The sequence below is a fragment of the Candidatus Desulfatibia sp. genome (genome assembly GCF_036446775.1).
Lineage (GTDB): Bacteria > Desulfobacterota > Desulfobacteria > Desulfobacterales > UBA11574 > Desulfatibia_A.
Genome location: NZ_JAZFTO010000105.1, coordinates 1 through 16,292, shown reverse-complemented (window position 1 = coordinate 16,292; position 16,292 = coordinate 1). Strand labels below are relative to the sequence as shown.

Here is a 16,292-nt window from a genome sequence, read left to right as displayed (position 1 = left end):
CTATTGTTTAAAGCTCATAGAGTACTAATCGGCATGGGATGGATCTTTTTGCTTTCCGGCGTCTCTGTCCCGCTGTAGTTTGCGGGGTCAGCGGAAAGCAAAAAAAAGATAACCCTTTGCGCTCTCTGCGACTCTGCGGTGAACTATTACAAATCAGGATATTTAAACGGCAAAACATTTCAGACAGGGGGGACTCATGAACGACAAAAGGCTTGCAGAAATGAGTATTTTTTATCCACCTGGATAGCCTTGAAAAGCGCAAATCGGCTACTTTTTATCCACTTTTTCAACCCCTTTCCCCCTCAAAACAGCACTTTCTACCACATTGAAAGTCAATAATAGAAGTAAAATTAAATGGTTAAACACAGACACTGCAATGTGGCACAACTTTTGCTTTATAAATATAATCAAAAGCAAAGAAAACTCCAAGTGGGAGGTATTACCGTGAAAAAAACAACAACTTCACCAGAAATTTTTATCGATCCGGTCTGTATGATGGAGGTGGATTCCGGCCAACAAGATCTCATGTTTACTTATCAGATGCGCACCTATTATTTTTGCGCTGAGGGCTGCCGCAAAGCTTTTAAGGCAAACCCTGAGAAATACTTGAAGCTAACGGCGCCTAAGCGTAAAGGTTTGTGGGGCCGTTATCTGGATCGGCTGAACAAGGCCACCGGCGGGAAAGCGCCTCAATGCCACTGATAAGACGGCTGGATTTTGCTACCACGGGCTACAAAATTTTATGGATAATAAGGAGGTGATGGCTATGAAACGTTTCATGGTTCCCAGAGTAGCGCATTGCAGCAAAGGATGCCGATTCAAGTCCCGGGTAAGACGTTAAACTGCCCAACAGCTAACAGTTCAGCCACTAAGGCACAAAGGCACAAAGAAGGAGTATGGATTATAAGCCTTTATCAAAAAAGTGTAATGTCCGTTGCTAGTTGCCAATTGTCCGTCGCCAAGGACGAAAAAGGTGGTTAATTCAATTAGAGATCAACGAATTTTTTACAAATTTATGCTTGAAATAAGTGTTTGCGAAAACAACTGACTACTGACAAAGGACTACGGACACTACCCAAAAAAGAATTATATTATAATCTTAGAGGCTTGGTGTCTTGGTGGCTGAACTATTACGAAGAAAGAAAATTAAATGCTGAAAGCAATGTTTGAAAAGATTAAGCAAAATCCGTTTTTGGCTATGGTTCGCTGCTGCGGACTCCCATTGGTCGCAATTTATGCATTATCTGCTCTGGGGCTTCAAGGATTTCTGGGGAAGTGGGGGATATATGCCTTGATTCTGCTATGCCCTTTAGCCCATATTGGAAGGATGCGGGGGATGAAGCATCGAGATCCTGAAGATGCCGATGATCAACGCAGGATCAAAGCGATTGGACACAATTGATGAAATATTGCGTGATTTGACATCTATACCATGCAAACGGCCCTATTTTATCGCATTCCTTTGTCCAAATCGGAATTGGGCTGTCAGCCATTTTCATGCTGCCCCTCATAGGCTTACTTTTCTTAATAAGTCCCAACTCTATCTCGGGGGGATTCTTTTTAGCTCCCTTTAGACCGCCCCGTTTTCAAGCCTAAATTTTCCCATAACTGGTTTCAAAACCCCGTCTAATGCCTCCCGCCTTGGCTGGGTTGTGATCCGATTCAAAATCTCGTCCCGCCATCGGCGGGATTCCGTTTTTTCACGTGTCCCGCCATAGCTCTATAAGCAGGCGACGGCGGATCGGCTCACGTCCTGGATGACAGGATTTCACTAAGCTCAACTTGTCCTCGAACATGATCCGAGCTTTGAAAACCAGTTCCGGTAAAATGCTGCAAACCTTAAAACTAAAGCTACGAGCATTTAATAAACGCAAATTAGCTAAAAAAAGGGTAGAGAATATTTATGAAAAGAATTACTATATTGATGATTATTTTTGTGATATGGACTGCCTTTGCTTGGGGGGAAGCTGCTTATGCCGCCGACCTGCCTAGCGCCGGCATCTATAAATTTACGGAGAAACCCAGCGCTCCGGGTTTTACGATTGGAGATGTGGCCGGCAAGCAGGTTAAACTACAAGATTATAGGGACAAAATTGTCTTGATCTTGTTCTGGACGACCTGGTGAACCTGGTGCCGGAGGGAGTTGCCCTCTCTGGTAAAACTATACGATGAGTTCCAAGACAGCGGCTTTGTTGTTTTGGGTGTTAATGTCCGGGAGAAGAGCAAAATTGTAGAAAAATATGTGAAAAAAGAAAAAATACCCTTTCCAATATTGTTGGACAAAGATGGAAGTGTTGCCAGGGATTATGGCATTAGATCTCACCCCGCGCATTTTATAATAGACAGGCAAGGGCAAATGATCGGCAAGGTAATGGGAGCAAGAAACTGGGCCAGTGTTGAGAGTCGGGATCTTATCCGCTCCCTTATTGCTCAGGAATGAAAAAGGAATAGTACAACATGAGTGAAATTGGATTATATTCTATCTTAATTGCGATGTTCTTGGCGGCATATTCGAGTTTTACTGCTGTCGTGGGAATCAAAAGCCGCCGAGGAGAGATGATCGCCAGTGCTGAAAATGCTGCCGTAGCTGTCTTCGGCTTACTTTCATTAGCCAGTGTGGCCTTGATATACGCACTTATAACCAGAGATTTTCAAATTGAATATGTCGCAAAATATAGCAACCGCAGCCTATCGACGGTTTACACCTTAGCCGCCTTTTACGCGGGCCAGAAAGGATCTCTGCTCTTCTGGGGCTGGTTCCTGTCATTATATACTGCCATTGTGATTTTCCAGAACAGAAGAAAAAACCGTGAACTCTTACCTTGGGTTCTTGCAGTGATGATGGCAATCAATTTTTTCTTCATATTTTTGATGGTTTTCGTGACCAATCCGTTTGAGAGGCTCCCTTACACGCCGTTGGACGGTCAGGGTTTAAACCCCATGCTTCAAAATCCGGGAATGATATTTCATCCCCCAACGCTGTTTTTAGGTTATGTCGGCTTTACCGTACCTTTTGCATTTGCCCTGGCAGCCCTTATTACAGGCCAGCTTGGCGACGACTGGATCAAAACTACCAGAAAATGGACGGTCATTTCCTGGCTTTTCCTGGCGGCCGGTAACTTGCTGGGAATGGAGTGGGCCTATGTAGAGTTGGGATGGGGCGGTTACTGGGCCTGGGATCCGGTTGAAAACGCCTCGTTCATGCCCTGGATTGTTGGAACAGCCTACCTGCACTCGGTGATGATTCAGGAAAAACGCGATATGTTGAAAGTCTGGAATATGGTTTTGATCATTTTAACGTTTCTTTTAACCATCTTCGGCACCTTTATCACGCGCAGCGGTCTGATTGCGTCGGTTCACAGCTTTGGAGAATCGTCATTGGGGTGGATGTTTCTAGTCTTTCTATTCGTAACCCTCATAATATCGGTAGGGTTGCTTATCTACCGGTTACCGGATTTGCGCAGCAAAAACCAGTTGGATTCCCTGCTTTCCAGAGAGAGCAGCTTCTTGTACAACAATCTACTCTTTGTTGGAATAGCCTTTACCGTATTTTGGGGCACACTCTTTCCTATTATTTCCGAGGCTGTACGGGGCGTAAAAATTACGGTGGGGCCCCCTTTTTATAATGCGGTCATCACACCCATAGCCTTAACGCTATTATTTCTGATGGGGGTATGCCCCCTGATTGCCTGGCGAAAAACTACCCTGAAAAATTTTTGTAAAAAGATTTTTTTTCCTGCTGTTATTTCCGCGGCAGGAGCGGCTTTATTATATATTTTACAAATTCGCTCTTTTCTTGTACTGATTACATTGGCTCTGTGCATATTTGTAAGCATAAATCTCTTTTTAGAGTTCTTCAACGGTATGCGTACCCGCCATACATTACTGCAAGAGGGGTATCTACGAGCGTTATGGAATTTAGTTGCCAGAAATAAACGGCGATATGGCGGGCATATTGTTCATTTCGGTGTTGTTCTACTTTTCGTGGCCATGAGTGGAAATGCTTTTAATGTGGAAAAACAAGTAACGGTAAATAAGGGGGAATCGTTTAAAATTAAACAATACATTTTAAAGTACGAGGGTCTCGCCGAGTATCCGACGGCCGGCAAAGACAGAGTGGTTGCGAGCTTGACGGTCTTTAACGACGATAAAAAGGTCGCGGTCCTGTCGCCTGAAAAAGTTTTATTCAGAGGCCAGGAACAACCCACCACGGAAGTGGCAATCCATATAACCTTAAAAGAAGATTTGTATGTAATTCTGGCCGGCTATGGCAAAGATTGGGCCACCTTTAAGGTGCTGGTGAATCCGCTCGTCGTCTGGCTATGGATCGGGGGAGTCATTATGGCTTTAGGGACCGTGGTTGTAATGCTGCCGGATCGCAGGAAACGCAAGCAAAGCAAGTCTGAAGATAGCTGTGCGGAGGCAACATGAATTTTAAATGCGGACCAAAAACCGCAGCGGTCCTTTTGATAATCTTTACAGTGTCTTTTATGCTGGCGATTAAAGCTTTTGCGCTGACTTCCGGAGAAATAACGAAGGGTTTTACCTGTACTTGCGGTTGCAATATGCTGGTGAGTGCCTGCGAAGGATCCATGGAGTGCACGCCGGCCAAAGAAATAACAGACCAAGTCGTTCAAATGATTGAAGCGGGGCAGTCAAAAGAGGAAATCATCCAGTATTTTGTAAACACTAAGGGGGAAAAGATTTTGGCGGCACCCACCAAGAAAGGGTTTAATCTCATCGCCTGGATTCTTCCTTTTCTGGCTATTATTCTGGGAGCGGGCGGCATATATATTTTTATAGATAAATGCTTAATTTCCGGTAAAGATACGGCCGCAGAATCTGAAAATTATAATAAAAAACAGGTATCTGAAGGAAAATATTTAGCTCTGTTTGAAAAAGAATTGAAGGATTTCGAATTATAGGTGCTTAACCCGGACAAGCCCGCTGAAGGCGAACACCTCGGAACCAAAAAATATTTGCCACCAAGGCACAAAGACACAAAGGATATATTTATCATTCTTTCTTCGTGTCTTGGTGTCTTAGTGGCAATGGAAAAAATTTGCCAATAAGCGCCCAAATTATACAATTAAGGAAAAAACATTATGGAATATTTTGTAATTATAGGGCTAATTATTGGAGCGGCCTTTTATATCATAAATCCGCTGTTAAAACCCGGCCGGATGGTGGGCGCTGTTGCTCTTGAAACGGATGAAATGCTGGTGGAGTTAAACTTAAAAAAAGAAGAGGCTTATGCAACCATCAGGGAACTTGAATTTGATTTGAATATGGGGAAGCTGTCAAAAGAAGATTATGAAATCATAAAAGCCCAATATACGCACGGTGCGATCGATTGCATAAAAGCGATCGATGAATTGCAAATGAGTAGAAATAATCAAGCAGGTCCGGCCGAAAAGGATCTGGAAAATGAAATTGAACGGGAAATACCGGCGTTAAATGCAGGTGAATTCGCGCAGGCGGCCGATCTGTTTTGTACCCAATGCGGCCAAAAGTTATCTGCTGCCGATCGGTTTTGCTCGAAGTGTGGTGCTAAACAAGCTTAGCATTGATATTTTGTTAACAATATATTGGAGGAAAATTCACAATGAAACCAAAGTTTAAACCGATTCTCATCTCTCTGGTTGTTTTATCAGTAGTCTCATATCTCATTTATGCAGGGGTAAGGGATACCATGACGTACTATCTCACGGTAAGCGAGGTGCTGGCTCAACCATCTGAAAACCAGGATCAAACCCTCAGAGTGGGGGGCAATGTTTCTCCGGGATCCGTGCAGTGGGATCCTAAAAATTTGAGGTTGCTTTTTACAATCAAGGATGAAAAAGCCAGTATTGCCGTTGATTACAGGGGTGTAGTCCCTGATTCTTTCAAACCGGGAGTAGAAATTATCATCGAGGGAACCTATACGGGTGATGGAAAGTTCAAAGCAACCACCATCATGCCCAAATGTGCCTCCAAGTACGTATAGAATATCCTGGCCCAGAGGACCAGGCTTTGGTTTGCCTCCATAGAGGTGCACCTATCTCAAATGGAGTAAATTAAATCCCAAATAACAAAATGCAAATAACAAATAAATTCCAATGACCGAAAAAACAAATAACAAACAAAAAAACAAAAAAATAGTTTTAGCCCTTGTTTGGAATTTGAGACTTGGAATTTGAGATTTATTTGAAATTTGGTGCTTGTGATTTGTTATTTATTTGTGAGTTTGTGCTTGGAATTTGTGATTTTAGACACAAAACTCCAAGGCAGAGCCGGAGAACTCTGACCCCCGCAATGCGTGACAGGCTTGGCCCATCGAAGATCCCGCCATGCGGGGAAGGATCAGGCTTTTCAGGACTAAACAAATGGTTGAATTGCAAAAACAAGAATATATTATTGAAGTCCGGGGGCTGGTAAAAAAATTCGGTTTTAAAAGCGCTTTGCGGAAAGTGGACCTTTTTTTGAAGAAAGGTGATTGCCTGGCACTTTTCGGCCCCAACGGAGCAGGGAAAACGACATTAATTCAAACTCTGTGCTCCCTGATGCGGCCTACTGCGGGCGAGGTTGTCATTGCAGGGTTTGACACCCGCTATGATAGAGAGGCTTTGCATAATATAATAGGAGTAATTGCACACGATACATTTCTCTACGACAATCTCACGGCCGCTGAAAACTTGTATTTTTATGGGAGGATGTATCATGTCAAGCGACTGAATGAGAAGATTAAAGAACTTATAAATTTGGTCGGATTGAACGCATATGTGAACGATCAAGTTCAAACCTTTTCCCGGGGGATGCAACAACGCCTTGCGGTGGCACGGGCAATCATCCATGATCCCGCGATACTATTTTTGGATGAGCCTTATACCGGGCTGGACCAGCAGGGCATAGAAGATCTGAAACAGCTTCTCATGAAATTTCGAAATCAGGGGAAAACCATCATCCTGACCTCTCATGATTTATCCAGAGGGCTTGAACTGTGTAATCAAGCGGCGATTTTAAACGCTGGAGTTCTGATTTACCAGGAGGATATAGCGAATATAAAGAAGGATGATTTTAAACAGCTTTATCTTAAACTTACAGGAGAAAAAAAATGGCCCGTTCAGGCGCCTTTGCTAGCTTCATCCAAAAACAGCAGGCGATCTTGTGGAAAGATTTCTTATCCGAGCTAAGATCCAAAGAATTGGTTCTTTCCATGTGTCTTTTTGCATTCCTGGTCCTTATTATCTTTAGCTTTGCGTTCGGCACAGGATTGAAGAGCTTCAAGGGTATCATTCCGGGAATCCTCTGGGTAGCGTTTATCTTTTCCGGTCTCTTGGGGTTGAGTCGATCCTTTGGCGTGGAAAGAGATAAAGGAACTCTTCCCGGGCTGCTGCTCTGCCCGGTGAGCCCATGGGAAATTTTTCTGGCAAAAATGATCGGGACGTTCATCTTTACTGTCATCATGGAAATATTTACATTATTAGTATTTACCATCCTGTATAATCAAAATTTCCTGCCCTTTCTACTACCCCTGGGGTTAGTTATTCTCTTGGGGACCTTAGGTTTTTCCATTATAGGTACAATCTTTTCAGCCATGTCGTCAACTACGAGTACAAGAGACGTGATGCTTTCGATCCTGGTCTTTCCCATTTACGTTCCGGTGATTATCGCAGCGGTCAAGGCCACCGGACTGATACTGGATGGAACATCTATTCAGACAATCTATGCATGGCTCAAGATTCTGGTCGCCTTTGATTTGGTGTTTCTTCTGCTGGCCTATTTAACATTCGGCTTTATCATGGAGGAATAATGTCGGCTTCCAAACGAGTATTTGAAATGACCCTTGAAATCATAACCTTTCTTGCGATGTTTGCGGCGCTTTATGCCATATTCCTTTACGCGCCCGTTGAGCAAACAATGGGTATTGTGCAAAAAATTTTTTATATACATTTACCGGCGGCCTTTTTGGCTTTTTTGGGATTTTTCATCACATTTATAGCCAGTATTCTTTATCTTTACAAAAGGGATCTTAAATGGGACGCGGCGGCATTTTGTTCCGCTGAGATCGGGGTTATATTCTGCACCATTGTTTTGATCACGGGTCCTATTTGGGCCAAACCCATCTGGAATGTATGGTGGACCTGGGATCCCCGGTTAACCACAACCCTGATCCTCTGGTTTGTTTATATCGCCTATCTCATGTTAAGAGGCGTGGTGAAAGAGCATCAGCGGGCCAACTTTTCGGCTGTCTTTGGAATTATAGGATTTGTCAATGTTCCGATTACCTTCCTCGCCATCAGGTTGTGGAGAAGCATACATCCGGTATTGATCACCTCGCGGGGCATCAATATCTCAACACCTATGAAACATACGTTGGCATTGACATTTTTGGCCTTTTGTCTGCTGTTTTTCTGTCTGCTCAAAAGCAGAATCAGGCTGGAAAAAATGAGAATGGACACGGGAATGCTCAGCGCTTTAGTCGAAGAAAAATTTTACTCTAAATGAGCGTAAACAAAATGAAAGGATAGAACCATGGGCAGTGCGATTTACCTCTTTGCAGCTTTTAGTTTGACCTGGATCATTATATTCATTTACATTTTAAGCATGCTGAAGAGACAGAAAACGCTGGAGATTCGGATTGATAGATTAAGTGAGCTTATAGATGATGGAAGAAAAAGAAAAACCAGTTAACCTTACCGCGGCATTTATCGTTTTTTTAATGATCACTACCTCGCTAAAAAAGTTTTGGGTCCCATAGACCGGTCCCAGCCGGATATCTTGCGTTTATTCCGCGATCTGATTGAGAAGCCGCAAGCAAGTAAAGTATGATATGAATTTTAATAAAGTTACACAAAACATCCTGGTATTATTGTTGTTGTATGTGGCAGTTTGGCCGGGACCGGCATTGGCTGTCAATACGCTGCTTGTCGAAGACTATCAAATACAGCTTTTTACAGATCCTGAGCCGTTGATTGCGGGAAAAGAGACCTTCATAATAGCTAAAATTCTGCGGTCACAAGACCGTGCGCCGGTCCGAGATGCAAAAATATATTTTAGCATCACGGATAATTCCCAGGGAAAAGAAATTGAAGCCTTAGACCTAAAGAAAAATACAGCATATCAAGCGGCCCGGGAAGTCGACGAGTTCGGAAACTACCAGCTCAAGACCACCTTTAAAAATCCTGGCGGCTATTTTATTCAGGTGGCAATTAATGCGTTGAAAGGCAAAAAGCCGTATCCACCGGTAACGGTCGGTTTTACCGTTACCGTCAAGGCCCCCAATTCGAATCTTAGGATTGCGCTGGTTCTGCTGTCAATCCTGTCCATTACAATTGTTGGTATTTACCTGATTAACGTTAGAAGAAAAATTACACCTGTCGGCTCAGAGGGACTTAACTTGCTGGATATTCCCTGGGTAAAGAGGCTTTTGCAGTCAAAATACTTTCAGCCTTTCTTTCAAGTACCCCTATTAGGATTCACTGCAATCCTTTTGATTTTGGCATTTGTAGATATTCAGGATTCCGGAAAAAACGTGTCCACCATGCTTATCTGGATCATATGGTGGGCCGGCATTATTTTTACCTTTGCACTGGTTGGGAGGATGTGGTGTTTTATGTGTCCTGTGGGCGCATTATCAGAATGGACCTCCAGATTTTTTGAGCCCCACCGCCTTTTCCCGCCCAAGCTGAGGAATATGTGGCTGGCAAATTTTATGTTTATCGGGCTGACATGGCTCGATATTCAGATCGGTGTAGTGCGCAGTCCCATGGTTACCGGATCACTTTTGATAGGCATCACCGTTGTTGCGGTGGTGGTCGGTTTTTTTTTTCAAAGAAGGACCTTTTGCAGGTACCTATGCCCCATCGGGAGTCTGATCGGCATATATTCCATGTTCTCCGCCGTGGAATTGAGATCAAAAGACTGTGAAATATGCAGAAACCACAAATACAAGGATTGTTATGTAGGCAACAAAAAGGGTTATGGATGTCCAATGTTTGAAATAATACCGGCGATGGACAGCAATAACTTGTGTAGCTTCTGCGGCGAATGTATCAAGACCTGTCCCAAGAATAATATCACGCTGCGGTTCAGGCCTTTTTTCAAAGACGCCTGGACAACCGGAAAAAGGTCTTTGGATGAAGCAGCATTGGCGGTTGCACTTGTGGGAATAAGTATCTTTGTGACCGGCGATATGCTGGCACCCTGGGCGGGCTGGATGGAGTCCGCCATGAAATTCTTTCCTGCTCAGCAGTTAGGGATAACGTATCAGTACACCGTAGAGGTTGTTACAAAATCAGCGCTCTTTTTTGGCGTTTCACTGCTTCTCATTCCCGGGATTATTTTACTGGCGGCGGCCATATCCAATAAGATTGTCGGTCAAAGAAACCACAAGGGTATTAAACAGACATTTATCAATTTCGGATATATGTTCATACCCATTGGGCTTTCCATGCACCTGGCACACAATACCGGGCATCTATTGAAAGAATCCGGAGGAGTAGTCCCGGCCGTCCAGAGAGTGATAAACAAATACACCCCTTTTTTTGCGGGAACCCCGGACTGGAGCCTCGCGGCAAAATCACTGATCAATCCTTCAGTCTTATACTGGATTCAGATGGTACTTTTTACAGTTTTCTATATTTTCTCTTTATACTCCGGTTACCGGTTGGCAATCAATAATTATGCCAATCCGAATACGGCGTTCAAGGCTCTAATGCCGATGATATTCGTCTCTTTTGTTTTGATAGTTATAAATGTTTATCTTCTCAATTTGCCAATGGCACCAAGGCATACACATTAACTGCTTTGCAACCGTTCAGGGGTTCAGGGTTCAAGCCCGCCCTGGCCTCCGGCTCGTAGAGACATGAGCCTACGCCTCGGAGAGCGCGACGGCCGTTATCAGGGAGATCAACCCTCTGATATTAAAAACATATGCCTTGGATCCAACTTCTTGCAATCAGTTCTGGGCCAGGGGTTCTTGGGTCGTTAGTAAAGGTTAACAAAGAAAAAGTGACGTTGAACTTCTGAATCCCGAATGTGTGAACGCCTATGAAAGGCAACCCTGAACGGGGAACTCTGAACCTGTGAACGCTTACACCGTTTTAACGGAGAATAACAATGAGCAAAAAACCGAAAAAAACTTCACCTAAAAAACGGATTAGTACAAAATCAAGGTCAAAGAAGGCTTCCGGAAAAAAACATACGAAGTCGCCGTCATCTACAAAAAGTCTGCCGATAATCATTGCAGTGGTCATCGTGATTTTCATAGGCGGTTACTTCTATGACAAATACTCTCGGGACTATCCAATCGCTATTAAGGATGTGTCTGCCGCGAATATCGATGCACTAAGGGGTGGTGAGACGCGCCCGGCACTCTCTCCGGCACTGTTTATCGGAAAGACTGCCAGGGCCTATAAAACAGCCCGAAAAAATCCGGAACTGCTCGATAGTATCTACTGTTACTGCAACTGCAAACAAAGCTTAGGGCATAAGAGCCTGTTGACCTGCTTTGTCGGCAAACACGCTGCTAACTGTGATATCTGCCAGGATCAGGCTTTATATGCCTATTCACTTTATCAAAAGGATAATGACATCGCCAAGATGAGAGTAGCTGTTGATAAAAGGTTCTGGCGGCCGTTACGTTAAAACCTTAATTGAACGAGCCCTTAGTCCCTTAGTTGTAAAATTTGTGTATTTTGTGGCAAAACTTATTTTCATTGCCACCAAGACACCAAGACACGAAGAAAGAATAGTTAAAAGCACGTCAGTGCTTTAATCGTTGCGTTTGCAATCGGGCGCAAAGCACCCGGTTTAAGGCAAACAATAAATATCCCCTTTGTGTCTTTGTGCCTTTGTGGCAAATATTTGTTATTTCTCTCCGAGGCGTAGGCTCTACCCTCCGGCCTGTAAGCCCTACGGGCTGGAAGCGGAGCCGGAGGCCGGTTTATCCGGTTTAGGGTTGAGACCATGAAACATAGATACGTTTTCTTGATAGTTCTTCTTGCACTGATACTCCCGGCCACAGGCCATACACAAGGCCGGGTAACGGCTATTGACGCGCTTGTCGTTGACCTCTGGCCTGATTATGATCGAGCCTCTGTCCTGGTCTTGTTAACCGGTACGTTATCCGCTGACACGAAGTTACCTGCAACCGTCATTTTTCCAGTTCCGGAAACAGCCCGGTTGAATGCCGTTGCTCGCATAGACAGCAGTGACGGCATCATGAAAGATGATATCCTTTCCGGCCCTGTCCCTGGCGGATTCAGGTTCACTACCCCCGATTTGCGTTTTAGGGTGGAGTACTATCTTCCTTATGCCGTCAATAACAACCGGCGCACCTTTAACTTTACCTGGTTAGCCGACTGGTCCGTTAATAGTTTTCAATTAAAGGTGCAGCAGCCAATATATGCAAGTTCCCTTGCCACTGAGCCTGCGGCCGTGAATGTATCAAAAGATCAGGACGGGTTTACCTATCACGCCTTTCCTGTACAAGCGGTTCCGGCCGGACAGTCATTTGCAGTGGACGTGGATTATACAATGACCACGGCGCAGTTGTCGGCTGAAAGTTCGGCTCCCTCCGGTACAGGCATACAAGAACCTGGATTACCCTCCACGTCAAAAACCGGCGCAGGTATTAACTGGCCCATTGTAGCTGTTGTTGCGGGTGGTGTAATTATAGTAATTATCTTTGTTTGGCAGCTTGCCACCCGGCGAGGTGCGTCCAACCGGTCCGTAACCCAAGATGCAAAGGCCCAAAAACAGTCGCACGCAAAATTTTGCCGTCATTGCGGCAACCCGATGGATAAAGATGATAAATTTTGTCGCAAATGCGGCCAGGCCATGCAAGGTGAATGAACCCTTTCTGGTGGAGTGATAAATAGAGACCATCGTTTCCGGAAGCTAAGGGCTCGGATGCCGTGAGCATCTCCGTGAAACGTGGTGAGAAACTGGTAAAAGAGAACGCGTATCGACTGCTAAATAAGTAGAAACTTATAATTTTATGTGCGTCCCGTAAGCCCCGTAAGCCCATACGCATATTTGTATCGAGATACTAACAATATTGTTTTTTAGATATTAAATGTGGTTGCCGAAGGTATTTATTGTGAATTTTTTCGCTCGAATAGTTATCTGTTTTGTTGAGACCATTTTCTGGTGATAGCCAGCGTAGCACAATATTATCCTTTCTTATGATGGATACTTACCCTGTAAGGTCCGAGCAATTTAAATAGGCTTTTGTTCAATCAATCTTTGAAAACACACGCCTAAAAACTTCTGACGTGTCTTGGCAAACAGTTCGCTTAATTCCATAAGGGGGGAGTGGCTGTCTTTGTCAAATACAACCAAAAGCTCATCATGAATTATTTATCGAAACAACTCCTCACGTTCAGGTTCAAGATTATAAGCAGTACAAACCGATCCCATATCGCATTTCCCTCATCTACCCAATAGTGCTTGCCGATATCGCGCAGACAGGGGATAAACATAAATTTCTTTGACAGCCATCCCCTGCCGCTTATTTTCACGGTCCATCCGACCTCGGCCTGTCGTTGCCCCCACGTGAACCCAATTGGCAGCCTTGTAACAAGTGCCTTTGAATCTTTTCTGCTCCACCAGGGTTTCAAAAAGAACCGGACGGTAACCATAGCAACTTTGCCAATCATCCGGAACCGTCTTTGCAGCCAGGGCAAGAACAGAACTGGCAAGATTCTTGACTTTAACCCAAGGAAAAATAAGAAACCGACTGTTATTAACAATCTTTTGTAAATTTCGCTTGCGTTGCTTATCGCTCCATTGAATCCATCGGTCCCTTGGAGCCATCTTCCATGCCGGACTGGAAAATTGCAAACACCCAAGAATAACAACATGTCTTTTGCCGGATTGAATAAAATATCGTAATTGCGCTCCAAAAGGTAATTGATATCCCAAGTAATGATATCGATCAATGTACTCATACCAAAGCTTTCTTTGCTCTTGGGTCTTAACTCTTGTTAATAATATGGGAGATAGCTCGTTAAGCTTTACTGAAATGGTGACCTGAGGATCTGCCTGCTCAGTCCTTGGGACATTTGATTTTTTCACCTTCGCATGCTGCTTTCTGCACGCTGGCAGCCGGATGATGCCCTTAGCATCCAAACGCTCAAGAAATTGCCGGCATTCAACGTCTTTTAACTTTCCTGTTGGCCTTTTCCAGGAAAATAACTCACAGATGGTATTGGCAAGTTCAGCACGGCTGAGCTTTGGAAAAGTGGCTACAATTTCGACAATTTCATTTAAATGATCTTTGCTAACGACTAGGCCGCAAAACGTCTCAGTCTCAGAAGATATCGGTTTCATATGATCACCTGTTTCTTATCATGATTATTTATCGTAATATACAGGCCTCATACTTGAGCATCGTAATGAAGATTAAGCTCATGTCTTCAATATCAGACAGCTTGCCTCAATCATGCATTTCCCAAGATTAAAGATTTCTAAACCAAATCGTTACTTTTGTCAAACATCCTATCCCCATCAAAAAAAAGGGGAATATCAATTCCCCTATCGCTTTACCTCAAGCGAACACAATCACCGTCTATAGAAGTGTTCAGACCGCCTGAGATACCATTTAATAATCAAGTCAGAGAACTCGGGATAACCATGACCGAACTTGCCGTCAGACTGGGATTGACTCAACCGGCTGTGAGCATCTTCCGTGAAACGTGGTGAGAAACTGGTAAAAGAGAACGCGTATCGACTGCTAACCAAGCAGAAACTTATAATTTTATGTACGTTCCCGCAAGCCCGAAACCTCCAGTCGAAGCGTTTGAAAAGGACAAAAATATACTGCAACGCCCAGATGGTCAACCGACAAATTAAAAAATAATGCCAAATCGACGAGGCCTCCGGCAATCTGCTGGAAACCGCCATTGACAAGTTCGGTTTATCGGCTCGAGCCTACAACCGCATCCTTAAGATCGCCCGCACCATCACCGATCTTGAAAGTGTATCAGATATCCAGGTAGATCATATCTCCGAGGCGATCCAATACCGCACCCTGGACCGGGGAAAACGCTTTGTTTAACCGATTGACAACCTCTATTTATTGTAATACGATTTGCAAAATAGCGATACAAGGAGGTGTGGTCCGATGCCTTTGAGTTTGAGAATGCCCCCCCAAAAAGAAGAGATGATCAAAAAAGCCGCTAAAAGAGCAGGAAAAACCAAGTCGGCATATATCCTCGAGGCCGTGGATGAAAAATTGGGTTTGGTGAAAAACAGGGAACAGATGATTCGAGAGTTTGCAGGCTGGTTGTCCCATGATGAAGCTGAGGAACTGAGAAAAGCAACCGAGGTTTTCAACCAAGTTAATGAAGGGGATTGGGATTGAAACTTGTACTGGATACTAATGCCTACAGCGACTATGCTGAGGGACTGCCTGAAACAGTAGACTTTATGGCTACCCATGGCCGGCACCTATATTTGTCCTCCGTGGTTCTTGGAGAACTTAATTTCGGATTTATGAAAAGTAGCCGGCAGCAATTAAACGAAGGGAAATTACAGCAGTTTATCAGCCGCTTGGGAGTAGAAATCATTGATGTTAATGCAGATGTTGCTAGAAAATACGCCATTATCTATTTATCCCTGCAAAAGAAAGGCGCCAAAATACCAATCAATGATGTATGGATTGCGGCATCCTGTATGGAAGTCGGAGGGACTCTGCTGACCAGAGATAGGCATTTCAAAGTAGTGGAACAGATAGAGACAGTTGTATTCGCTACTTTTTAGAAACAGGTTGGAAAAACTAAAAAAGCTTACGGTATAGATCCGTAAGCTTTTGAATTTACATGGCTGAGGGACCAGCGGTTGAGTTGATAAGAACTCGCTTTTTGAAAGCCTATGTATTGAAACGCTCAGTTTAGGATTTAGTAACGGCTCTAGTTGTATGGAAACAAATTCTCAGCTGACTACAGTTCAACATGCTGTGTTGTTAGGATAAATTAGCCGCCAATCACTGATCAAGGTTTGACCCCGGCTTCTTGGTGATGGAGAATATGTCTAACAGATCCTTAAAGAGGCCAACGAGCAACTTGAAAACCGCTACGTTCCGGCAGGCAGCGGGTTTGACATAGAAAAGGTTGCGCACAGAGTTGCACAAGTATTGGAAGTTGATTTGGACAAAGTGGGAAAAGGGAAAGCATCCGGAAACGGTACGCGCAAGAAGCCTGCTTTGTTTCCGGGCAGTCAGAGAACGCGGGATAACCATGACCGAACTTGCCGTCAGACTGGGATTGACTCAACCGGCTGTGAGCATCTCCGTGAAACGTGGTGAG

Annotated in this window: 19 protein-coding genes; 18 read left to right on the top strand and 1 reads right to left on the bottom strand. The window is 44.1% G+C overall.

Going from position 1 to position 16,292, the window contains the following annotated elements:
- Positions 1 to 444: 444 nt before the first annotated feature.
- From V3S16_RS05045 to V3S16_RS04975, 15 genes are all read left to right on the top strand, one after another.
- Positions 445 to 702 (top strand): YHS domain-containing protein, encoded by a 258-nt coding sequence (locus V3S16_RS05045; protein WP_413883583.1) that lies wholly within the window; start codon positions 445 to 447, stop codon positions 700 to 702.
- A 448-nt stretch (positions 703 to 1,150) separates the two neighbouring features.
- Positions 1,151 to 1,402, top strand: coding sequence for a DUF2933 domain-containing protein (locus V3S16_RS05040; RefSeq protein WP_413883582.1), 252 nt, complete (start codon positions 1,151 to 1,153; stop codon positions 1,400 to 1,402).
- 501 nt (positions 1,403 to 1,903) lie between these two features.
- Entirely contained in the window at positions 1,904 to 2,125 is a 222-nt protein-coding gene (locus V3S16_RS05035) for a hypothetical protein (RefSeq protein WP_413883581.1), read from the top strand.
- 18 nt (positions 2,126 to 2,143) lie between these two features.
- Positions 2,144 to 2,440: a TlpA family protein disulfide reductase gene (locus V3S16_RS05030; RefSeq protein WP_413883580.1), complete on the top strand. Its 297-nt coding sequence runs from the start codon at positions 2,144 to 2,146 to the stop codon at positions 2,438 to 2,440.
- Positions 2,441 to 2,457: 17 nt separating this feature from the next.
- Complete coding sequence (locus V3S16_RS05025; RefSeq protein WP_413883579.1) at positions 2,458 to 4,431, top strand: heme lyase CcmF/NrfE family subunit; 1,974 nt, start codon at positions 2,458 to 2,460, stop codon at positions 4,429 to 4,431.
- On the top strand, positions 4,428 to 4,925 hold the full coding sequence (locus V3S16_RS05020) for a cytochrome c-type biogenesis protein CcmH (protein ID WP_413883578.1): 498 nt from the start codon (positions 4,428 to 4,430) through the stop codon (positions 4,923 to 4,925). The genes V3S16_RS05025 and V3S16_RS05020 overlap by 4 nt, the downstream gene beginning before the upstream one ends.
- 180 nt (positions 4,926 to 5,105) lie before the next feature.
- Positions 5,106 to 5,564, top strand: coding sequence for a zinc ribbon domain-containing protein (locus V3S16_RS05015; RefSeq protein ID WP_413883577.1), 459 nt, complete (start codon positions 5,106 to 5,108; stop codon positions 5,562 to 5,564).
- Between the two features lie 41 nt (positions 5,565 to 5,605).
- Positions 5,606 to 5,986 carry a cytochrome c maturation protein CcmE gene (locus V3S16_RS05010; RefSeq protein WP_413883576.1) on the top strand — a complete coding sequence of 127 codons (381 nt, stop codon included), beginning with the start codon at positions 5,606 to 5,608 and terminating at the stop codon, positions 5,984 to 5,986.
- A 379-nt stretch (positions 5,987 to 6,365) separates the two neighbouring features.
- Complete coding sequence (locus V3S16_RS05005) at positions 6,366 to 7,172, top strand: ABC transporter ATP-binding protein (protein ID WP_413883575.1); 807 nt, start codon at positions 6,366 to 6,368, stop codon at positions 7,170 to 7,172.
- On the top strand, positions 7,145 to 7,792 hold the full coding sequence (locus tag V3S16_RS05000) for a heme exporter protein CcmB (RefSeq protein ID WP_413883574.1): 648 nt from the start codon (positions 7,145 to 7,147) through the stop codon (positions 7,790 to 7,792). The genes V3S16_RS05005 and V3S16_RS05000 overlap by 28 nt, the downstream gene beginning before the upstream one ends.
- Positions 7,792 to 8,487, top strand: coding sequence for a cytochrome c biogenesis protein (locus V3S16_RS04995; RefSeq protein ID WP_413883573.1), 696 nt, complete (start codon positions 7,792 to 7,794; stop codon positions 8,485 to 8,487). The genes V3S16_RS05000 and V3S16_RS04995 overlap by 1 nt, the downstream gene beginning before the upstream one ends.
- Before the next feature lie 27 nt (positions 8,488 to 8,514).
- Positions 8,515 to 8,673 (top strand): CcmD family protein, encoded by a 159-nt coding sequence (locus tag V3S16_RS04990; RefSeq protein ID WP_413883572.1) that lies wholly within the window; start codon positions 8,515 to 8,517, stop codon positions 8,671 to 8,673.
- 139 nt (positions 8,674 to 8,812) lie between these two features.
- On the top strand, positions 8,813 to 10,783 hold the full coding sequence (locus V3S16_RS04985) for a 4Fe-4S binding protein (RefSeq protein ID WP_413883571.1): 1,971 nt from the start codon (positions 8,813 to 8,815) through the stop codon (positions 10,781 to 10,783).
- Between the two features lie 317 nt (positions 10,784 to 11,100).
- Positions 11,101 to 11,628 (top strand): CYCXC family (seleno)protein, encoded by a 528-nt coding sequence (locus V3S16_RS04980; RefSeq protein WP_413883570.1) that lies wholly within the window; start codon positions 11,101 to 11,103, stop codon positions 11,626 to 11,628.
- 321 nt (positions 11,629 to 11,949) lie between these two features.
- Entirely contained in the window at positions 11,950 to 12,837 is an 888-nt protein-coding gene (locus V3S16_RS04975; RefSeq protein WP_413883569.1) for a zinc ribbon domain-containing protein, read from the top strand.
- A 579-nt stretch (positions 12,838 to 13,416) separates the two neighbouring features.
- On the opposite strand, the gene V3S16_RS04970 is transcribed toward V3S16_RS04975, so the two are convergent.
- Complete coding sequence (locus V3S16_RS04970) at positions 13,417 to 14,316, bottom strand: DUF4338 domain-containing protein (RefSeq protein WP_413883568.1); 900 nt, start codon at positions 14,314 to 14,316, stop codon at positions 13,417 to 13,419.
- 535 nt (positions 14,317 to 14,851) lie between these two features.
- Between V3S16_RS04970 and V3S16_RS04965 the strand changes: the two genes are divergently transcribed.
- From V3S16_RS04965 to V3S16_RS04955, 3 genes are all read left to right on the top strand, one after another.
- On the top strand, positions 14,852 to 15,043 hold the full coding sequence (locus V3S16_RS04965) for a hypothetical protein (RefSeq protein ID WP_413883584.1): 192 nt from the start codon (positions 14,852 to 14,854) through the stop codon (positions 15,041 to 15,043).
- 66 nt (positions 15,044 to 15,109) lie between these two features.
- Complete coding sequence (locus V3S16_RS04960; RefSeq protein ID WP_413883567.1) at positions 15,110 to 15,349, top strand: DUF1778 domain-containing protein; 240 nt, start codon at positions 15,110 to 15,112, stop codon at positions 15,347 to 15,349.
- The gene (locus tag V3S16_RS04955) at positions 15,346 to 15,747 is read left to right on the top strand and encodes a type II toxin-antitoxin system VapC family toxin (protein ID WP_413883566.1); all 402 of its coding nucleotides are present in this window, start codon (positions 15,346 to 15,348) and stop codon (positions 15,745 to 15,747) included. The genes V3S16_RS04960 and V3S16_RS04955 overlap by 4 nt, the downstream gene beginning before the upstream one ends.
- Positions 15,748 to 16,292 lie beyond the last annotated feature (545 nt).

Bases quoted from the DNA above. Each gene is read 5' to 3' on its own strand.
- V3S16_RS05040 (WP_413883582.1), top strand. From the start codon at position 1,151: ATGCTGAAAGCAATGTTTGAAAAGATTAAGCAAAATCCGTTTTTGGCT.
- V3S16_RS05035 (WP_413883581.1), top strand. From the start codon at position 1,904: ATGAAAAGAATTACTATATTGATGATTATTTTTGTGATATGGACTGCC.
- V3S16_RS05025 (WP_413883579.1), top strand. From the start codon at position 2,458: ATGAGTGAAATTGGATTATATTCTATCTTAATTGCGATGTTCTTGGCG.
- V3S16_RS05020 (WP_413883578.1), top strand. From the start codon at position 4,428: ATGAATTTTAAATGCGGACCAAAAACCGCAGCGGTCCTTTTGATAATC.
- V3S16_RS05015 (WP_413883577.1), top strand. From the start codon at position 5,106: ATGGAATATTTTGTAATTATAGGGCTAATTATTGGAGCGGCCTTTTAT.
- V3S16_RS05010 (WP_413883576.1), top strand. From the start codon at position 5,606: ATGAAACCAAAGTTTAAACCGATTCTCATCTCTCTGGTTGTTTTATCA.
- V3S16_RS05005 (WP_413883575.1), top strand. From the start codon at position 6,366: ATGGTTGAATTGCAAAAACAAGAATATATTATTGAAGTCCGGGGGCTG.
- V3S16_RS04995 (WP_413883573.1), top strand. From the start codon at position 7,792: ATGTCGGCTTCCAAACGAGTATTTGAAATGACCCTTGAAATCATAACC.
- V3S16_RS04990 (WP_413883572.1), top strand. From the start codon at position 8,515: ATGGGCAGTGCGATTTACCTCTTTGCAGCTTTTAGTTTGACCTGGATC.
- V3S16_RS04985 (WP_413883571.1), top strand. From the start codon at position 8,813: ATGAATTTTAATAAAGTTACACAAAACATCCTGGTATTATTGTTGTTG.
- V3S16_RS04980 (WP_413883570.1), top strand. From the start codon at position 11,101: ATGAGCAAAAAACCGAAAAAAACTTCACCTAAAAAACGGATTAGTACA.
- V3S16_RS04975 (WP_413883569.1), top strand. From the start codon at position 11,950: ATGAAACATAGATACGTTTTCTTGATAGTTCTTCTTGCACTGATACTC.
- V3S16_RS04970 (WP_413883568.1), bottom strand. From the start codon at position 14,316: ATGAAACCGATATCTTCTGAGACTGAGACGTTTTGCGGCCTAGTCGTT.
- V3S16_RS04960 (WP_413883567.1), top strand. From the start codon at position 15,110: ATGCCTTTGAGTTTGAGAATGCCCCCCCAAAAAGAAGAGATGATCAAA.